16 protein-coding genes are annotated in these 16,904 nt (G+C 37.6%); all 16 read right to left on the bottom strand.

From position 1 onward, the window contains the following. Positions 1 to 3: 3 nt before the first annotated feature. The 16 genes from alsS to ESP02_RS03455 all read right to left on the bottom strand — a co-directional run bounded on the left by alsS (position 4) and on the right by ESP02_RS03455 (position 16,891). Positions 4 to 1,668, bottom strand: coding sequence for an acetolactate synthase AlsS (gene alsS / locus ESP02_RS03530; protein WP_038398669.1), 1,665 nt, complete (start codon positions 1,666 to 1,668; stop codon positions 4 to 6). Between the two features lie 211 nt (positions 1,669 to 1,879). Beyond that, positions 1,880 to 2,473 (bottom strand): hypothetical protein, encoded by a 594-nt coding sequence (locus ESP02_RS03525; protein WP_010732273.1) that lies wholly within the window; start codon positions 2,471 to 2,473, stop codon positions 1,880 to 1,882. After that, positions 2,470 to 3,846: a HAMP domain-containing sensor histidine kinase gene (locus tag ESP02_RS03520; RefSeq protein ID WP_038398667.1), complete on the bottom strand. Its 1,377-nt coding sequence runs from the start codon at positions 3,844 to 3,846 to the stop codon at positions 2,470 to 2,472. The genes ESP02_RS03525 and ESP02_RS03520 overlap by 4 nt, the downstream gene beginning before the upstream one ends. A gap of 2 nt (positions 3,847 to 3,848) precedes the next feature. Continuing rightward, positions 3,849 to 4,505 carry a response regulator transcription factor gene (locus ESP02_RS03515; protein ID WP_038398666.1) on the bottom strand — a complete coding sequence of 219 codons (657 nt, stop codon included), beginning with the start codon at positions 4,503 to 4,505 and terminating at the stop codon, positions 3,849 to 3,851. Further along, positions 4,480 to 5,178, bottom strand: coding sequence for a DUF1361 domain-containing protein (locus ESP02_RS03510; protein ID WP_038398664.1), 699 nt, complete (start codon positions 5,176 to 5,178; stop codon positions 4,480 to 4,482). Before ESP02_RS03510 ends, ESP02_RS03515 begins: the two co-directional genes overlap by 26 nt. Positions 5,179 to 5,199: 21 nt before the next feature. Continuing rightward, positions 5,200 to 6,057, bottom strand: coding sequence for a polysaccharide deacetylase family protein (locus tag ESP02_RS03505; RefSeq protein WP_038398662.1), 858 nt, complete (start codon positions 6,055 to 6,057; stop codon positions 5,200 to 5,202). Between the two features lie 16 nt (positions 6,058 to 6,073). Beyond that, a complete protein-coding gene (locus ESP02_RS03500) occupies positions 6,074 to 6,964 on the bottom strand; it encodes an LCP family protein (protein ID WP_038398661.1) in 891 nt (296 codons plus the stop codon). A 163-nt stretch (positions 6,965 to 7,127) separates the two neighbouring features. After that, complete coding sequence (locus ESP02_RS03495) at positions 7,128 to 8,021, bottom strand: polysaccharide deacetylase family protein (RefSeq protein ID WP_038398659.1); 894 nt, start codon at positions 8,019 to 8,021, stop codon at positions 7,128 to 7,130. 371 nt (positions 8,022 to 8,392) lie between these two features. Further along, positions 8,393 to 8,887, bottom strand: a complete 495-nt coding sequence (locus ESP02_RS03490) for a GNAT family N-acetyltransferase (protein WP_038398657.1) — start codon at positions 8,885 to 8,887, stop codon at positions 8,393 to 8,395. Positions 8,888 to 8,980: 93 nt separating this feature from the next. Then, on the bottom strand, positions 8,981 to 9,796 hold the full coding sequence (locus tag ESP02_RS03485) for a PHP domain-containing protein (protein ID WP_038398655.1): 816 nt from the start codon (positions 9,794 to 9,796) through the stop codon (positions 8,981 to 8,983). Positions 9,797 to 9,822: 26 nt separating this feature from the next. After that, positions 9,823 to 10,710 (bottom strand): ABC transporter permease, encoded by an 888-nt coding sequence (locus ESP02_RS03480; protein ID WP_080283903.1) that lies wholly within the window; start codon positions 10,708 to 10,710, stop codon positions 9,823 to 9,825. Further along, a complete protein-coding gene (locus ESP02_RS03475) occupies positions 10,710 to 11,507 on the bottom strand; it encodes a phosphate/phosphonate ABC transporter permease (RefSeq protein ID WP_038398654.1) in 798 nt (265 codons plus the stop codon). The genes ESP02_RS03480 and ESP02_RS03475 overlap by 1 nt, the downstream gene beginning before the upstream one ends. 11 nt (positions 11,508 to 11,518) lie before the next feature. Then, positions 11,519 to 12,271 (bottom strand): phosphonate ABC transporter ATP-binding protein, encoded by a 753-nt coding sequence (phnC, locus tag ESP02_RS03470; RefSeq protein ID WP_038398652.1) that lies wholly within the window; start codon positions 12,269 to 12,271, stop codon positions 11,519 to 11,521. A 24-nt stretch (positions 12,272 to 12,295) separates the two neighbouring features. Further along, on the bottom strand, positions 12,296 to 13,333 hold the full coding sequence (locus ESP02_RS03465; RefSeq protein ID WP_038398650.1) for a phosphate/phosphite/phosphonate ABC transporter substrate-binding protein: 1,038 nt from the start codon (positions 13,331 to 13,333) through the stop codon (positions 12,296 to 12,298). 320 nt (positions 13,334 to 13,653) lie between these two features. After that, positions 13,654 to 15,366 (bottom strand): DUF4091 domain-containing protein, encoded by a 1,713-nt coding sequence (locus ESP02_RS03460; RefSeq protein WP_038398648.1) that lies wholly within the window; start codon positions 15,364 to 15,366, stop codon positions 13,654 to 13,656. After that, on the bottom strand, positions 15,335 to 16,891 hold the full coding sequence (locus tag ESP02_RS03455) for a DUF5597 domain-containing protein (protein WP_038398646.1): 1,557 nt from the start codon (positions 16,889 to 16,891) through the stop codon (positions 15,335 to 15,337). Before ESP02_RS03455 ends, ESP02_RS03460 begins: the two co-directional genes overlap by 32 nt. Between the last annotated feature and the right edge of the window lie 13 nt (positions 16,892 to 16,904).

The following is a 16,904-nucleotide window of genomic DNA, read 5'->3' as shown; positions in this document are numbered from 1 at the left end:
TCCTTAATAGAATTGATCTGGTAAGATTGTTTCTCCCAATTTCTCATTATCACGGTAATCGATCGGAATATCAATAATTACGGGTCCTTCTGTCGCAAATCCTTCTTCTAAAGCTTTTTCTAATTCCTCTATACTTGTAGCTCGGATCCCTTTAGCACCAAAAGCTTCTGCATATTTCACAAAATCAACTGGACCAAAGTCTACACCTGACGCCCGTTGATATTTCATTTTTTCTTGGAACTCTACCATATTGTAGTGTCCATCATTCCAAATCAAATGAACGATATTCAATTTTTTACGTACAGCCGTTTCTAAATCCTGGGCAGAGAATAAAAATCCGCCATCTCCGGAAACTGATACGATTTGTGTATTTGGACGTACCAGTGCAGCAGAAATTGCCCATGGTAATGCTACACCAAGCGTTTGCATACCATTACTGAATAACAGATGTCGGGGTTCATAACTTCTAAAGTGGCGTGCCATCCAAATATAATGACTCCCTACATCTACGGTAACGGTCATATCATCTGTTACTTTTGATTGAAGTGTGTTGATGACTTCTAAAGGATGTAAGATACCTGCTTCTCCTTTTGATTGGACAATATCCCGCTCCGTTAGTTTTGCTTGAAGAGAAGCTAAATATTCTTTTGCATCTTCTGACACTTGTTGAGGCTCTAATGAACCTGTCAATAAATCAAGAGTAGCTGAGATATCGCCAATCAACTCTCTTTCAGGCTGCATAAACGGATCGATTTCAGCTGGTGCTTCATCGATCACAATGATCCGCGCATCTTTTTCTGCGTTCCAGTTTCTTGCTTCATATTCGATTGGATCATAGCCAATTGCAATAACTAGATCACTACGTTTCAAAAGCATATCGCCTGGTTGGTTTCTAAACAATCCCACACGACCAAAGAAATGCGCTTCTAATTCACGTGAGATCACTCCTGCTGCTTGGAATGTCTCTACAACAGGCAATGCTGTCTTTTCAACTAATTGACGGATAGCTAATGTTTCTTTTTCACTTGATCCTCGCATACCTACTAATAATACCGGTAGTTTTGCTTCCCTGATGCGTTCGGCTAAGTAACGGATATCATCTGCAGAAGCAGAACCTAATTTAGGATCACTCAATGGCTTGATGATATTACCTTGAACTGGCGCATCCACTACGTCTTGAGGAATGCTGATAAAACTCGCTCCTTTTTTTGAGCTCTTAGCCATACGATAAGCATTGGCAATCACTTCTGAAATTGTTTCCGGATCTTGGATTTCTGCACTGTATTTTGTGATTGGCTGGAACAGCGCTGCATTATCCATGCTTTGATGGGTCAGCTTCAATAGATCGCTTCGTTTTACTTGCCCGGCAATTGCTAAAACTGGGTCTCCTTCTGCTGTCGCTGTTACCAAACCTGTAGCTAAGTTACTAGCACCTGGACCACTTGTTGCGATAACAACCCCGGGTTCTCCTGTGATACGTCCGATTGCTTGTGCCATAAATGCAGCATTTTGTTCGTGACGAGTTACGATTAATTCAGGACCTTGATCCTCTAATTCATTAAATACACCATCGATTTTTGCGCCTGGTATACCGAATACATAATCAACGTGATGGTTAATCAAACTTTCTACTACAGATTTCGAACCTTGTTTCATTTTTTCAGCCATTGAACATCGTCCTTTTTATGCTTTATTTTTAATTATTAGTTAGAAATAATCACAAACAAGTGATACAGTTTCTAAACCTGTTTCATTCAGAAGTATAGCACGTTTTATTTCATTTGTTTAGCTATATGTTTCAAAAAATGAAAAAGAATGGCAGATTTTACATAAAAAACTGTCATTCTTAATTGAAAGTTTCAACCAATTTCACAAAAGGTCATGCATAATTCAGCAACAATCGTGTCTCATCAATCAGAAAGTTTAATTTCTGTCCGTTTTTCAAAGTGACAGTAATCATCTCACCATCTTCTTCGATCTTATCTGATGCTAAAGAAAGATAGTTCAAGTAATCGTCTATGATTTGTTTTTTCTCCCGATTATTTTTATCTTCATCAAAATAAGATAACCGCACGACTTTTTTGTTCGTTTCATCAATGATTGCCGTTCCATAGCCTGTTTGCGTGAGGAATTCCATTTGCCAAAATACGCTGTCCCCTGAAATCAAAACTTCATAGTCTTGAACAATCACTGGCTCTTTTGGCATGGCTAGCTTTTGAAATAGCTGATTTAATTCCTCTCGTAGCCGATTGACCATATCTAATTGGCTCTGATCTGATTCTTCCATGATAGAAAAGGATTGTGCTTGGCTCATTGCCGTTTCGATAGAGGAAGAAGCTGAACTTAAAGAAGAAATATCTACTGTTCTTTGTTCTTTTGTAGTAATGCTACTCGCTAAAATATCTGGTAAAAAAAACAATCCTGCGCTGAATACCAGAAAGAAAGCAGAAAGAAGATATAATTTAATTTTCATCTGTTTCCCCCTCCTAAAGCAAAATCGATCGTGATCGTCGTCCCTGTACCAAGTGTACTTTCTATGTCAAAAGAACTATTATGCAATTCGGTTATTTTCTTTACCAAAGCTAATCCAAGTCCTAAATGTTTCGTTGTTCTTGAAGGATTCCCTGTAAAAAATTCATCTGTTACTTTAGACAAATTTTCTGTTGGTATCCCTCTACCATTATCGGAAAACTTCATAATATAACGCTTTTCTTCCTTTATTCCTTTGACCACTAATGTTCCATCTTCTGCTATAGCTTCTAATGAATTTGCCAAAATATTCATGGCTAATAGCTTGAAAAGATTGAGGTCTAGCAAAATATTGGCAGGTTCTAGTTCGATGGTATAAGTAAACCCTTGTTTCATTCCTTTAAGAAACTTGTTTAGATCATCGCTAATCATATTAGTCGAGATTTCTTCAAGAGAGACACTTGTTCTTTCCAGTTCCATCAATTTCAAAATATCATTAGACAGATGTTTTAGCCGGTTGCTTTCTTCAAGGATATAATCGACAGATTCTTCGGCTGATTGATCCAATTTTTCCCATTTCAACATTTGAGCATAGCCAATAATGGAAGTCAGCGGCGTTCGAATTTCGTGAGAAAAGCTAGAAACGAATAAATCTTGCTTTTCCTTTGCCTGGCGGAGAGTTTCTAGATCGTGGCTCAATTTATCGGCCATATTGTTCAAACTGCTCCCTAATTTTCCAATCTCGTCTTGAGTATTGACTATTGCCCGTTCTTTCGTCTTACCTTCTGTGATATGCTGGGCCACGGAAATCAGCTGATTGATTGGTTTCAAGATCATGCTTGTTAGAAAATAAGTGACTGGAATAATGGCTAAAAGTAAAAAGAGCAAGATTAGACGAAAATAGACAAGAGAATCTTTGACGATTTCTTCATAGTTTTTTGCTTGATGGTAAGTTGCTAAACGATAGGCAGTATCAGGTATCTTTGAAGTTGAATAAAGCACCTGTTTGTTTTTAACAGTAGACATGTCGCTGATTTCCACGGTACGATTAGACAACTCTTCTGGAGGTTCGTATTTTTCAAACAAAGTAGGCTTTGTAGTAAAAACCGTTTTGCCTTTTTTGTCTAGAATCTCAAACTCTCCGATTTTGGCTGCGGCTACGAATTCACCATTTTTTCTCATTTCATCTGTTGTTTCATCTCCGTCTGTTTTCGTCGACAACAGCAATAAGAGATTTTTCTGCTGGTTGACTAGCACTTCTTTTTCTTGAGAAACTGTGCGCTGGTAAATCGCATGCAGTGTAAAACCACTGACCACCAAATAAATGAGTAGAAAGAAGAATAATAATGAAAAGAAAACTTTGCTCGTATATTTCAAGTTCATCCCTCCAATAGGTAACCTACACCATAAATCGTACGCAAGTCCTGTCCTAATTGTAATTTATTTCTGATTCTTTGAATGTGTAAATCAAGCGTTCTGGAGTTGGGCTCTTCTTCCCTTCCCCAGATTTTTTGATAGATTTTCTCTCTTGGCAGAATAATCCCTTTGTTTCTAATTAAGTAAAGAAGTAATTCATATTCCTTAGGAGTCAAAGAAACAGCTTGGTTTCTTGCAGTGACAGCTCTTGTTTTTTCATTGATTTCGATATACTGCCATCTCAGTAATTTATTGGTGTCATTTTTTCCATTTCTTCGAAGAACAACTTCCACTCGTGCTAGTAATTCTTCCAGATCAAATGGCTTTGTTATATAATCTTCAGCACCTGATCTTAAGCCACTGACTCGATCAGAAAGCTGATCTTTGGCTGTCAAGAAAATGACAGGAAGATCATATTCCCGCATATACGCAAATACTTCATAACCATCGATTTCAGGAAGCATGATATCTAGCAAAACCAAATCAAATTCCTGTTGCTCAATGATATCGGCTGCTTCTTTACCTGTGAATACCGAATAGACTGTATAACCATTTTTTTCTAATGTACGAACTAAAAGTTTGTTGATCGCAGGATTATCTTCTACTACTAGTATCTTCATACAGTTCCTCTCTTTCTGCCAATAGAGCAAATTTGATCCCTAACCTATAAATATACACGAATATCAGTGAAAAGAAAAAGATGAGTACGATCAACAAAAAAGATGGACCGTCTATTTTGGTAAATGCTTCAACGAATCTCATGAACGTTTCCTTGCTGTCAGTGAAGACATCCGTACTGTTCAATCTTAAAAAGCGACCGAAGTAAATCCCTATAGCATTGATAAACAAGACGACGCTGATAACTAACCATTGATAGACGCCTATTCCGATTTTTTTGACAATTACATTGGTAACCATCCATAAGCTTTCACAACCGAAAAATGTGGTTGGGAAAACAGAAAGAACGACTAGCAATAATTTATACCAAATTTCCATCTTCATGCTTATCATCATAGTAGATGGATCGTAAGGTGAAAGCAAAGACAGATGGAATAAATCGGTGAACAAATAAAAGTTATTTGGAAAAAACAGTAGCCAGAATAAGATCAGCACGAGAGAGACTAGTTTGGAGTTGCTGACTTTTACCCATCTTGCTAATTCAATCGGGATATATGCCAGAATCGTATTAGTAAAAAATAAATAAAAAACACTTTTTTCATAAAAAGAAAGATAAAGTACGAGCAGCAGCAAAATGTAATATCCTCTAATAAAATACATCTGCTTTTGAATCATTGGACATCTCTCCTTTTTTGACTAAGCGGGTCGGTGATCATTGCGCCCATAATAATTTTCTGTTTTTGATGGATTATCTAGCAAATCGCTGATTGTCGTAAAAGTATATCCTTCTTTTTTTAATTCATCAATCAGCACAGGAACAGCATCTACGGTCTCAGGATAGATATCATGTAGTAATATGATTGCGCCATCATATACTGTACTTTTTACTTGCTGTAAAATTTTTTCCTTTTGTCTGGATTGCCAATCTTGAGAATCAACAGACCACTCGATCATTGGTCGATGAATGATTGCTGCTCCTTTTTTTGTAATAGAGCCATACGGAGGTCGGACATAGGCTGACTTTTTACCGATTGCTTTCAAAATAGCGTTATCTGTTTGAGTGATTTCCTCGCTGATTTCTTGGTCAGATAGACCAGCTAAATCCTTATGAGAAAAAGTATGACTGCCGATTTGATGACCTTCTTGCACCTCCTTTTGTAAAAGCTGTTCGTTTTGGGAAACATTTTCTCCTAGAACAAAAAAAGTGGCGTGTACGTTTTTTTGTTTTAAAATCTCTAAAAGTTTTGGGGTAGTGGATGGATTAGGTCCATCATCGAAGGTAAGAGCAACGGTCTTTGATGATTCCTTTGTATCTTCTGTTTCTTTATTTTTTTCATTTTTTGCTTGCTGTTCCTTTGTGGTGATCGTCCGACAGGTAGAATTGGAACTTTGCCATTCTGTTCGTTCTTGTTTCCTAGAACTCTCAGTATTTTCTATTGCTTTACTTTCGTTCGTTGAGGGCGTGAAGACTCTGTTCGTCATATAGACGCTTCCACCTGTAATCCCTATTAGAAGGACGATTGTCCCAAGGGTTATCAAACTTTTTTTAATCATGTTCCTCTCTCCTGCTTTACTGTAATTGCTGACTGATTCGTTTGATTTCTGTGTCAGTCATTTTTTGGTAAGAGATACCGTCAATTATTTCTTCTTCTCCTTTTAATTGATCCGTACTCAATTTAAATTGGGTATTCTTTGTTAAATATAATTTAAATAATTCTCCCAAAGGTAAATTTGTTTTCATATTGTTCCCTAGAACATTGATGATTTGGTCTATTTTAGGTATGGTTTCCACAGTCAACAGCTTCTGCATGATTGCTTTGATCACTTTTTGCTGTCGTATTTGCCTCCCATAATCACCATTAGGATCATCATATCTCATTCTTGACCATGCAAGTGCTTCTTCTGGAGATAACGTAAGGGACCCTTTTGGAAAATCATAGTGGTCAAAGTTGAAAGCAAAATCATTGACCACTTCAATATCGCCAACAATACTTAGCATACTCTCTAGCCCCTTCATATTCATTGTCATATAGTAGGGAATAGTAGTATGAAGCATATTCTCTGTCGTTTGTATAGCTGTTTGTTCTCCTCCATAAGCATAAGCGGCATTTAATTTATCAAAACTATTATGTCCTGCGATTTGAACATAAGTATCTCGTTCTAGACTGATAAGTTTTACTGTCTCATTTTTAAGATCAACATGGGCAGCAATCATCGAATCCGATCTTCCTTTTTCTGTCCTACCAAATTCTCCAGTATCTACACCTAATAGCAGTACATTGAACCGATCGGGTAAATGTGTGGCTGCATCAGCTGTATATTTCACATTCATGTTGGCTGCTGTTTTCTTTGAAACCTCAGACAAGTTTTGCAATTTCATATATTCGCTTACACCATAAGCGCCTGCTGCTATAATAAACATCAATAGAAAAATAGATATGACTTTTAATATTTTGTACATTTGTACTCTCCTCCTTTGCTGTTAAGGATAGAAGCAAAATCTATCTGATTTGTATCTAAATCCTATACTTTAGAAAAATACAAAAAAGGTTGTGACAAAATTTTGTCACAACCTCTTGATAAAGGCGGTATTTCAGAAGTAGCTACTCCGAAAAATAATTTATTTACTGGACTGGCCGATGATCGTTTCTGCCATAATAGTTCTCGACAGTCGTTGGACGCCCTAATAAATCGCCCACTGTCGTGATGCGATACCCTTGCTCTTGCAGATAATCGATCACTTGAGGAACGGCACGAATCGTTTCAGGATAAATATCATGGAATAAAATAATTGCACCATCGTATACTGTTGCTTGGATCTTCTGCAAAATCAAATCAGGATTTCTTGTCTTCCAATCTTCTGAATCGACCGACCATTCGATGATTGGCTGCTGGATAACACTTGCTCCTACACTTGTGATCGAACCATAGGGCGGACGAACGAAAGTGGGGGTTTTGCCAGTGGCTTTTTTGATCTCAGTGTCTGCTTTTGTCACTTCTTCTGTGATCGACTGGGCAGAAAGCGTCGCCAGATCCTGATGATCGTACGTGTGATTGCCGATCTCATGTCCTGCTTCAGCTGTCTGCTTCACAATGTCAGGATGTTGCGCCGTATTTTCTCCTAAAACAAAAAAAGTGGCGTGTACGTTTTTTTCTTTAAGTATTTGCAACAGCTGTGGTGTCGTGGTCGCTCCTGGTCCATCATCAAAACTGATAGCAACACTTTTGACAGTTGGATCTTGGACAGCTTCTGTACTTTCTTGTGTTGGTTCTGGTTCAGTTGTTTGACTTTGTGCCGATTCCACTGACTTTTGAGTGGGTTCGTTGACGCTAGCTGTTTCAGTCGACTTGTTTTTATTCATTGATTGTTCTGATTGATTGAAAGCTTGTGACGAACGCTCCGAAGAAGTTACTTGTCCTTTCTCTTCGCTGATCAAGGATGCGACCGAAGTGACTTCGAAAAATAAAATACCTAGCAAAGCAATAATTCCAATAACTAAAAAAGACCGTTTTGACATACACATTCTTCCTTTAACCCTTATTTTCGCAGAATTTCTCAAAAAACAAATTTTTTGCTACTTTATCGCTACTTTATCGCTACTTTATTGCTCTATCATCGTTGGTTATTTTAAAATCAACATTCGATAACACTCAACCTAAAATAAAGGGCTCTCATTTCTTTAGAAATTTCTGCTATCTCCCATTGATACTAGGATAAATGAAACAAGAATGGCATATGAGATAAACATGTCTTTTTTTTTACTGTATTTTGATTGAATACTGTGATAATTCAAAAAATTTATCCACACTTTACACTTTTCAATTGAAACCTTCTATGATAATGACCGCTTTCAAGTGTAAAAAAACACTTAAAAGCGGTCATTGGCTGTTATTCATAAGATTTTCCTAAGATAGTTAAATCAATCAGTTGATTATCCATATTTGCAACTTTAGGTAAATGCCCCCATTGCTCAAATCCATTTTTTTGGAACAGCTTGATGCTCGCTTGATTGATAGTAAACACAAAAGCTAAAAGTGTGTCGATCTTACAATCTTTCAGTTGCGATTCAGCAAAGGATAATGCTTTTTGTCCTAAGCCATGTTTTCGATAAGTTGAATCAATATAAATACTTATCTCTGCAGTATTTGCATAAGCTGGTCTCCCGTAAAAATCGCTAAGGCTCAGCCATCCTACGATATTTTGATCGATCTTTATGACCCACAACGGGCGTTCTTTGGTTTGATGAGCATCAAACCATGCTTGTCTAGATTCTATTGTTATTGGTTCTAAATCAGCTGTAGATAAGCGAGTAGGAATCGCTTGATTATAAATTTCTACGATTCTAGGCAAATCTTGGATCTGTGATAAAGCAAAGTTGATCATTGTTCACAATCCCCTCATACGTAATTGAGGTTATTATATCACTATCCTTCCTTGCTGCAATCATCTTTTGATATTTTTCTGAAAAATTGTTTTTCAATTACAGAGTAGTTGGTCGGGAAATTCTCGTGTATCTGTAATCAAGGTCCTGCCGAACCCTGCAGTTCCTCTTATCCCATGAAAGTCAGAACCTCCGAAACAAGAAAAGTGATAGGTTTGGATGAACTCTGAAAGGACTTTAAGGTCTCTTAAACGATGAGCTGGATGATATTTCTCCAAACCATCAATCCCGAATGAAGCGAGTTCAGGGATCAAATCATAGTTGTCAAATTTCCCTGGACATGCTAAAACAGTCAATCCTCCGCCGTATTTGATTGCTTCTATGGCATCATATACATTTATTTTTTTCCGATCACCAGAAACTTCTTCTGTCGTCATGAGTTTTTGATAAAACAGAGGATTCATTTGTGTACCATAACCTCTTTTTTTCAATAAACGATATAAATGACAGGGATAAAGTGCTGTTGCCGTCTCTGCTTCCTTCCAAAGTTCTTCTTCCTTCAAACGATAGCCTTCTGCCTGCAGTTTTTTTAACTTACATAAAGTTTGATTTGTTTGAAAATGGAGTAACGGTCTGCACAACTGCTCGATATAGCTCTGATTTGAAAGATTATAGCCCAATATGCGGACATCTTTTTGTCTTTTCAAGTCAAAGGCACTAATTTCGATTCCTTCAATCAAATTAACAGGTGAATCATAGAATACTTCTTTTACTGCTTCTATCCCTGCGAATGTATGATGATCCACGATGGCTAAATGGTTTACTTCTTGGGTTGTTGCTAAAGACAAAAGCTCTTTTGGATGAAAGAAACCATTCGAATAGCAGCTGTGCACATGTAAATCTGCCTTCATTCCCGTTCTCCTCTTTCTATAAAAATTTATGTTTTGACTATATATTTTTCTTTTAATTTCAAAGAAATGAATTCTAGCAATACAGCAATCGTCAAGATAATATAGACCATTACACCAATCTCTCGAAAATCAAAATAAAAGTTACTAGCCATCGTCAACTGAAAGCCTAGTCCTCCTGCACCAGCTGCAGCTCCTACTGCGATCGCATTTGTAAAATTGATTTCAAACCGGATGAATGTCCAAGAAAGCAACGTCGTAAAACAATTAGGGAGAACACTTTGAAAAACAATCTGCCACCAGCTTGCTCCACATGCTTTCAAACTTTCAATCATACCAGATTCCATTTCTTCGATACTTTCAGAATAAACTTTTGTCAAATAAGCAATGCTGTGAAAAGACATCCCGATAACTGCTGCATTCGCTCCTAATCCGATCAAAATAGAAAAAATCATGACCCACAAAATTGTGGGAACTGCTCGAATAAACGACATCAGCCCTCTTATCATATTGGAAAGAAAGCCGCTGCTTAAATTTCTGGAAGCTAACAGACTAAGAAAGAAGGCAAGAAAAGCACCAATTACCGTTGTTAAAACAGAGAGCCCAATCGTTACACCAAGGCTTTCTACTAAAGAGAACGCCGTAAATCTTCCAGATAACTGTGGACGTAAGAAAATATTGAACATATTGGAAAAAAAAGCAGAAACTGCTTCTGTTAATTTGACATTCCCGTAATCCATCGTGATTACCGTATATACAGAAACCAAACATAAAAATAGGAGCATAAGCTTTACAATGATCCGTTCTTGACGCCATAGTTTTACTTTTATTCTTTGATTTCTTTTCCTAAATGCCACTTTTGAATAAGAGGTTGGATTAAGTATGGCATTCGTTTCATTTGTCTGATAATCCATCATCAGCGGATCATCCTCCTTACTGTATTCGAAGTCGTCTCCAATATGATAACTGCGATAATGACAGTCAGCGTAACCATTCCGACTACATCGTATTGGAATCTTTTGTAATAAAAGTCAAATAAAAAACCAATACCAGTTCCTGTCAGTATCCCGACTAGCGTAGCATCCCGAATATTATTTTCAATTAGAAAAAGGAGCCAGCTAAGGAGCTGATTCAAACACATCGGCAAAACACCTTGCCAGATGATTTGCAAATAGGAAGCTCCTGATGCCATCATCGCTTCAATGACGCTACCAGATACTTCATCGATCGTTTCCATGAAGGAACGGGTCAAATAACCAAATGTCGTAAAAGTAATCGCCAAATAGCCGGTAAATTCGTTTTGTTTGAAACTTAGCAACAAAATCATTGCCCATACGACGATAGGGACATTTCTGAAAAAACTCGCCATGCCTCTAGCCATCACTTTTGTGAAACGATTCAACCCGATTTCTCTTGAACCAATCACAGCCGCTATCAAGGCAATTACAGCACCTGATGTCGTAGCAGTCACTGCCATCACTATCGTCTGGATGAGTCTAGACACGATGATCGATAAATAGGCTAGAGAATCACTTGTCGGAATAAAGTTGGAGAATAGCCAGGTAAAACTTTTTGGTATAGCAGAAAAAGCTGTTCCTGCCTGAAATCCAACGCCATGGGCTGAAATAAAATAAAGAAAAGCAATCAGCAAAATATAAAACAAGCGATATCTTTTTTGTTGTCTGAAAAATTTTTCTGCCTCTATCTTTTCCATTCTTTCATCCTTTACACTAATAATTTTTTAGATTGGTAGATCGTTTCTATTTTTTCCTTTGTTAACTCAGACGGTCTTCCTTCAAATACGATTTTTCCACTATTCACTCCAATGATCCTATCGGAATAATCGATGGCTGTTTCCACTTGATGCAAGTTAACAAGGCAAGTAATCGCCAATTCATTGGTTATTCTTTTTAAGTAATCCATGATCGTTTTAGCAGATTTTGGATCAAGAGAAGCTATTGGTTCATCACATAAGATCAGTGCCGGATTTTGCATGAGTGCTCTGGCAATTCCGACCCGCTGCTTTTGTCCACCACTTAATTCGTCACATCGAGTGTACGCAAATGCCGAAAGATCGACCTTTTCTATCAGATCAAAAGCCTGTTCTTTTTCTGCTTCTCGATAAAGCCCAGCAGCTCCACCGAACGTTGTTTTATAACCTAAGCAGCCATGCAGTACATTTTCGATTACGGTAAGACGACTGACAAGATTATAGTGCTGGAAAATCATACCAATACGTCTTCTTTTCTTTCGCAGTTCTTTTCTTTTCAGTTCATTCATTTCCCTCTCCTCAAATCGGATCCTCCCACTATCTGCTTCGATCAATCGATTGATCGTACGCAAGATAGTAGATTTCCCCGCCCCAGAAGGTCCGATGATTGAAACAAATTCTCCTTTTTCAAGTGAAAATGAAATGTCCTGCAATGCTTGATTTCCGTTTGGATAGGTTTTTGTAATATTTTTTACTTCTAATAGCATTTGGCTGTCCTTTCCAATCTCTTCTTATTTATTCATTTCTTTGATTTCATCGTAAAAGTCATCTGTGACTTTCACATATCGCTCATTTCCTTCTTTTGTGAACATCCCTGGGACATCAGCATCTTTTGGTGCAAAAATAGCTGTGTTTTCAGCCGTACTATCAGCAGTCATTCCTTCGATGATCTTATCGATATCTGCTTCAGACAACGTCTCTTTGTTTGCTGCAATTGGTCCATTCAAGACCGGTATGGAAAGAATGACTTGTGCTTGTTCCCCTTGCACTGTGTCAAAAGGAGCTTGAGCATCTTTTTTTACTTCGTAAATGACTCCTGCCTTGTTTTCTTCTCCTTGAATCACATCAAAATATTGCGGCATATTCATAAAAGCAGCTACATCCGCGTCACCTTTTAATAAATTGATCATCGATCCTTGATGAGACCCACCAAATAACACTTTTTCAAAGAATAGACCATCCATGATAAGATCATCTGTATTCTTTAAATCAAAATGTTCAGCGATTTTATTGCTCGGTACAGTAAAACCAGAAGTTGAGGTATTCGTGACGAAAGAAATCGTTTTGTCTTTGATTGGATCAATCGTATAGCCACCTGTTTTTTCATACTCTTTGCTGTTTTCTGGTTTCACCGCTAAAAAGCTGTAATATAACGCGTCTTCCAGCGTTCCGCTTGGCCCAGAATTGGTCAAGATGGCTTCTACTTGCTCATTTTTCTTGTTTGCTTCGATATAACCTTCTGCACCCATATAAGCTAAGTCTACTTGTCCATTTGCAATAGATTCCACGACCACGTTGTAATCTGTACTTGTCACTAATTCGACTTTCTTATCTGTAGCTTTTTCAATCACCGCTTTTACCGCTTTTCTTGCCGGTTCAAACTCTGCAGCGGATTCATTAGGGTAAAAAGCAATTTTGATCGTATCAGAGGATTGGTTTTGATTACCACTTACTGTCTGATTGGACGAACGACAACCTGCTAACACTATTAGAGTTGCTATTAATACTATACGCACCATTGTTTTTTCTATTTTTTTCAACTCAAACATATCCTATGCTCCTTTTATTTATTTGCTACATCTTTAGTGTACCTTCTATTTGTAAAGTTCTAATTTGTATCCTTCTTAATTCAAATAAAGATTGTAAAAACTATGTAAACACGTGATTTCTCTATTCAAAAAGTTTATCTAAGCAGGAACAAGGTTCTTTGGCTCTTTTCGGCTGGCTAGTCCTAAATCGCTTTAAACAAAGATTTACAAAACTCGCTGTGCTGGAAATATTTTTACGACAGATTCTTTCCTATTTCGGTTAAAAACAAAAAGCATGATCTGCAACATGCAGGTCATGCTTTTCATTCACTCTTACTTGATTAAAGAGAAGTATCTGTGATAATTGCGATCAATTTCTTTCTTAACTGATCGAATTGACGATACGATTGATTGAATAATGTTTGCACAGACTGATGGCTGTTTTCCATCCAATTTTCTGGCTTTTCCTCTCCAAGAAAATCAGCTAGAAGCTGGTCTGTTTTTGTTTTGTTTATTTTCTCCGCTTCTTTTAGCAGATAAAAATCTTCTACACCACGATACAGTTCTTTATAGCGAAGAGACAAGAGCAGGCTGCCAGAGACAGATGGATAGACTAAGCACAAGTCACCAATTGGAAGTGAACTGGTATTGTAACGGATATCTTCTCTTGCATGTTCCGGCCAGCAGTTATATGCCCACCTCAGCAGACCATCCGTTCCAAAATAATAAGCTAATGCGCCTTGTAACCGGCTTTCTGTCAAGGGACTGTGTAAGAATGTATTTGGTTTATCTGGATAATTACAGATGTAGTATTGTGTTTTTCCAGGAAATTGTTTCTTCAGCCATTCATGGTTTTGACAAGTACAATAAAAAGATGTGACTGGATAGTCGATTTCTGAAATCAAGGCTTGTAAGACTGGTTCCTTGTCAAATGCCACTTTCAACTGCAACGTTGGTTCGATTTCTTTTAGACGTTTGACAGCTTCTTTAAACGTATCGATTTCGTGTGCTTTTGGCTCATCTGCCATGAGACGAACTTTGTCCCAAATGTTCTTTTTCTTGAAATAGGTAAACAATTGCTGGAAATATTGTCTGAGCTCTTCTTGTTTTTCGATGAATGCCATTTGCTGCATTTCCTCATCATAATAGCGGATCACAAGTTTTTCTGGATGTTCTACTGCTTTATTCAAAGGAAAGAAGGGCGGCTGCCAAACACCTAAAAGGCCGAACACATCGATTTCTTTATCGATTCCTGCTTCAAAAAAACAAGCTAAATACTTATCCAAAATCGAAAAATCACACTGGATATTTCCTTCTTTTGTTTTGAGGACTTTGACCATTGAGTATTCATACAAGTTAGCTGGGAAATCTTTGACAATATAATTGAACCATCCTTTCCAAGGAATCTCTCCTGCAATGACTGTAATCGTTTTTTGGCCTAACTCAGCTAAGGTTGAAGCCATTGTCTGAATCAGTTCAAAATGTTGATTACTCCAAAGAGGCACTTGGAATGTACGAGAAAGATTAGAAGGTTGCTGCCAAATGTCTAAATGGAAAGAATCAGTTACTTTATCACTGAACGTAAAGGCTTCTACAGTTACTTCTAATCGTTTCTGTCCAATGACTGTTTCTTTTGTCGTTATCCCTGCTTGATAAATCGTGATATCTATCGGATAGATGCCGGATTTTTGTTGACGATCAATCGGGATTTCTACATAAATAGGAGCAAAGCGATCGCCAGGATAAGTATGTGTGGTTTCTTCCAACAGTTTATCCCCATAGAAAATATCGTCTTTTCCGCAATAATATTCAATAAAATTCGATTTGATTGGCAGTTCCGAGTTGATCTCTATCCGGTATATAGGTATTTCAATCGCATCCGGGATCGTAAATTGATCGTCTAAGCTGTAATGATTTTTCTTCCCATCATGTAGCAATAACTGAAATGCGGTTGTACTATTTCGATAAACAGATAGATTTTCGAGTGGTTCCGGTTCTTGGGCAAGCATACTTGTAGATGGTTTAAAGGTTTCGTTCGTCAGCAAGATATTCATGGACAACCTCCTGTTCTTTTTTCGGATAGGTATATAAAGAGAATTTGATGATTTTAGGCATATTACCGATATACGGCGTATAGCGCTCATCCCCATTCAAAACACGCTCTGTGATCCATTTTTTTCCTTCAAAGTATCCTTCTTCAAAATTCAAAATTTCTGAACGCCGCTCTTCATCTACTGCTTCATGGAATAGCGCAAAGTTGCACCCAGCAAAAAAATAATCATTTTCTGATTGAAAAAAGAGACCGGCAGTGTTCAGCTGCTCTTTCTTGTCTTTACTTAAATATTTGATCAAAAATCGGTAATTTTCATCTTGATACTGATACGCCGTGTCCTTTTCCTTTTTAAAAGAATGGATCTTGAGTGTTTCATCCGTTAAAAATGGGGTTAGTTCTTTGATTATTTGATAACACTTAGTAAAATAAGGCAAACTTCCTGTCGGATCAAAAGCCGCTTGGTCTAATCCTAACTGTTTCAAGAAAGCCTGATCCTCGTCTATTATAGCTTCCGTACTTTTTCGAAGATCTTCGATTCCAAAAGGAGAATACAAAAGTGCTCCTTGCCCAAATGCATAGAAACAATTGGATAGATAGCTTAGATCTTTTCTTGTTTCTGGTATGAAAAGGGGTTGATCAATCATTTGATAATCTTGAATGATTTCCCGAACATTTTCTTCATAGATGTCTGGAGCAAAAGCCGTTAAGCTAGGTGCATTTTTTGCCCATACGTTTAATACATTTTTTGTAGGCCCACCGCTAGGATAGTCGCCCGCGCTTTTTCCTTCTTTATGCAGCCAAGCATTGGTGAACAACGGGATATCTAACCATTTTTTTGCCTCTACTGCCATCTTTTCCAGTGCATGACTAAAGGCATAGGCCATGAATGTTTCCTCTGGAAGTTCTTGCCAGTTTTTTGCTCGAGGATATAATTCTCTGATTCTTTCTGGAAGTGTGGATCCATATATTTGCTGTGCTTTTCTAGAGTGATCCCTTGCCGTTTCAAGACAGCCGACCTCGTTTTGGATCTGCATCATGCATACTTGATCTTTCAGCGGATGCTGACTGATAAATTGACATAGGCTAGATAATGCGCGGCAATCTGCTTCAATTGCTTTCGTGCAAAATGGTGAGATACAGTTTAACTGCTCTTGCTTTTGGTTGACTACTCTAAAATAATTTTCTGTGTCTGTCTTGATCCATGAAGGAACATAAGTAGATAAACCGTTTTTCCATAAACCGAACCATAGAAAAACCAACTTGATCTTACTTTCAGTCGCTTTTTGTAACTGGGCTTCTATCAAATCAAAGTTGAATATTCCCGGACTTGTCTCGATGCTTTCCCAATAAACAGGTACAAGCAGGGTGTTCAATCCGAGATTGTTCACAAATGGCCAAATATTTTTTTCCATAGAAAGCACCGTAGAAGCTACTGAATTATGCACTTCTCCGCCTAAGAGAAGACAGGGTTTTTCATCCATGAGAAAATAGAACCGATTGTTCTTTTTGATTATTTCATATTTCATTTGTTTCCTCCGA

It is taken from the genome of Enterococcus sp. NBRC 3427, from assembly GCF_007996925.1.
Taxonomy (GTDB): domain Bacteria; phylum Bacillota; class Bacilli; order Lactobacillales; family Enterococcaceae; genus Enterococcus_B; species Enterococcus_B lactis.
Note: the sequence above shows the minus strand (reverse complement) of the source record. Positions and strands in the feature narration are given on the sequence as shown.

What these genes read in the sequence shown, in the direction of transcription:
- alsS (WP_038398669.1), bottom strand. Translation starts at nt 1,668, where the DNA reads ATGGCTGAAAAAATGAAACAAGGTTCGAAATCTGTAGTAGAAAGTTTG.
- ESP02_RS03525 (WP_010732273.1), bottom strand. Translation starts at nt 2,473, where the DNA reads ATGAAAATTAAATTATATCTTCTTTCTGCTTTCTTTCTGGTATTCAGC.
- ESP02_RS03515 (WP_038398666.1), bottom strand. Translation starts at nt 4,505, where the DNA reads ATGAAGATACTAGTAGTAGAAGATAATCCTGCGATCAACAAACTTTTA.
- ESP02_RS03510 (WP_038398664.1), bottom strand. Translation starts at nt 5,178, where the DNA reads ATGATTCAAAAGCAGATGTATTTTATTAGAGGATATTACATTTTGCTG.
- ESP02_RS03505 (WP_038398662.1), bottom strand. Translation starts at nt 6,057, where the DNA reads ATGATTAAAAAAAGTTTGATAACCCTTGGGACAATCGTCCTTCTAATA.
- ESP02_RS03500 (WP_038398661.1), bottom strand. Translation starts at nt 6,964, where the DNA reads ATGTACAAAATATTAAAAGTCATATCTATTTTTCTATTGATGTTTATT.
- ESP02_RS03495 (WP_038398659.1), bottom strand. Translation starts at nt 8,021, where the DNA reads ATGTCAAAACGGTCTTTTTTAGTTATTGGAATTATTGCTTTGCTAGGT.
- ESP02_RS03490 (WP_038398657.1), bottom strand. Translation starts at nt 8,887, where the DNA reads ATGATCAACTTTGCTTTATCACAGATCCAAGATTTGCCTAGAATCGTA.
- ESP02_RS03485 (WP_038398655.1), bottom strand. Translation starts at nt 9,796, where the DNA reads ATGAAGGCAGATTTACATGTGCACAGCTGCTATTCGAATGGTTTCTTT.
- ESP02_RS03480 (WP_080283903.1), bottom strand. Translation starts at nt 10,710, where the DNA reads ATGATGGATTATCAGACAAATGAAACGAATGCCATACTTAATCCAACC.
- ESP02_RS03475 (WP_038398654.1), bottom strand. Translation starts at nt 11,507, where the DNA reads ATGGAAAAGATAGAGGCAGAAAAATTTTTCAGACAACAAAAAAGATAT.
- phnC (WP_038398652.1), bottom strand. Translation starts at nt 12,271, where the DNA reads ATGCTATTAGAAGTAAAAAATATTACAAAAACCTATCCAAACGGAAAT.
- ESP02_RS03465 (WP_038398650.1), bottom strand. Translation starts at nt 13,333, where the DNA reads ATGTTTGAGTTGAAAAAAATAGAAAAAACAATGGTGCGTATAGTATTA.
- ESP02_RS03460 (WP_038398648.1), bottom strand. Translation starts at nt 15,366, where the DNA reads ATGAATATCTTGCTGACGAACGAAACCTTTAAACCATCTACAAGTATG.
- ESP02_RS03455 (WP_038398646.1), bottom strand. Translation starts at nt 16,891, where the DNA reads ATGAAATATGAAATAATCAAAAAGAACAATCGGTTCTATTTTCTCATG.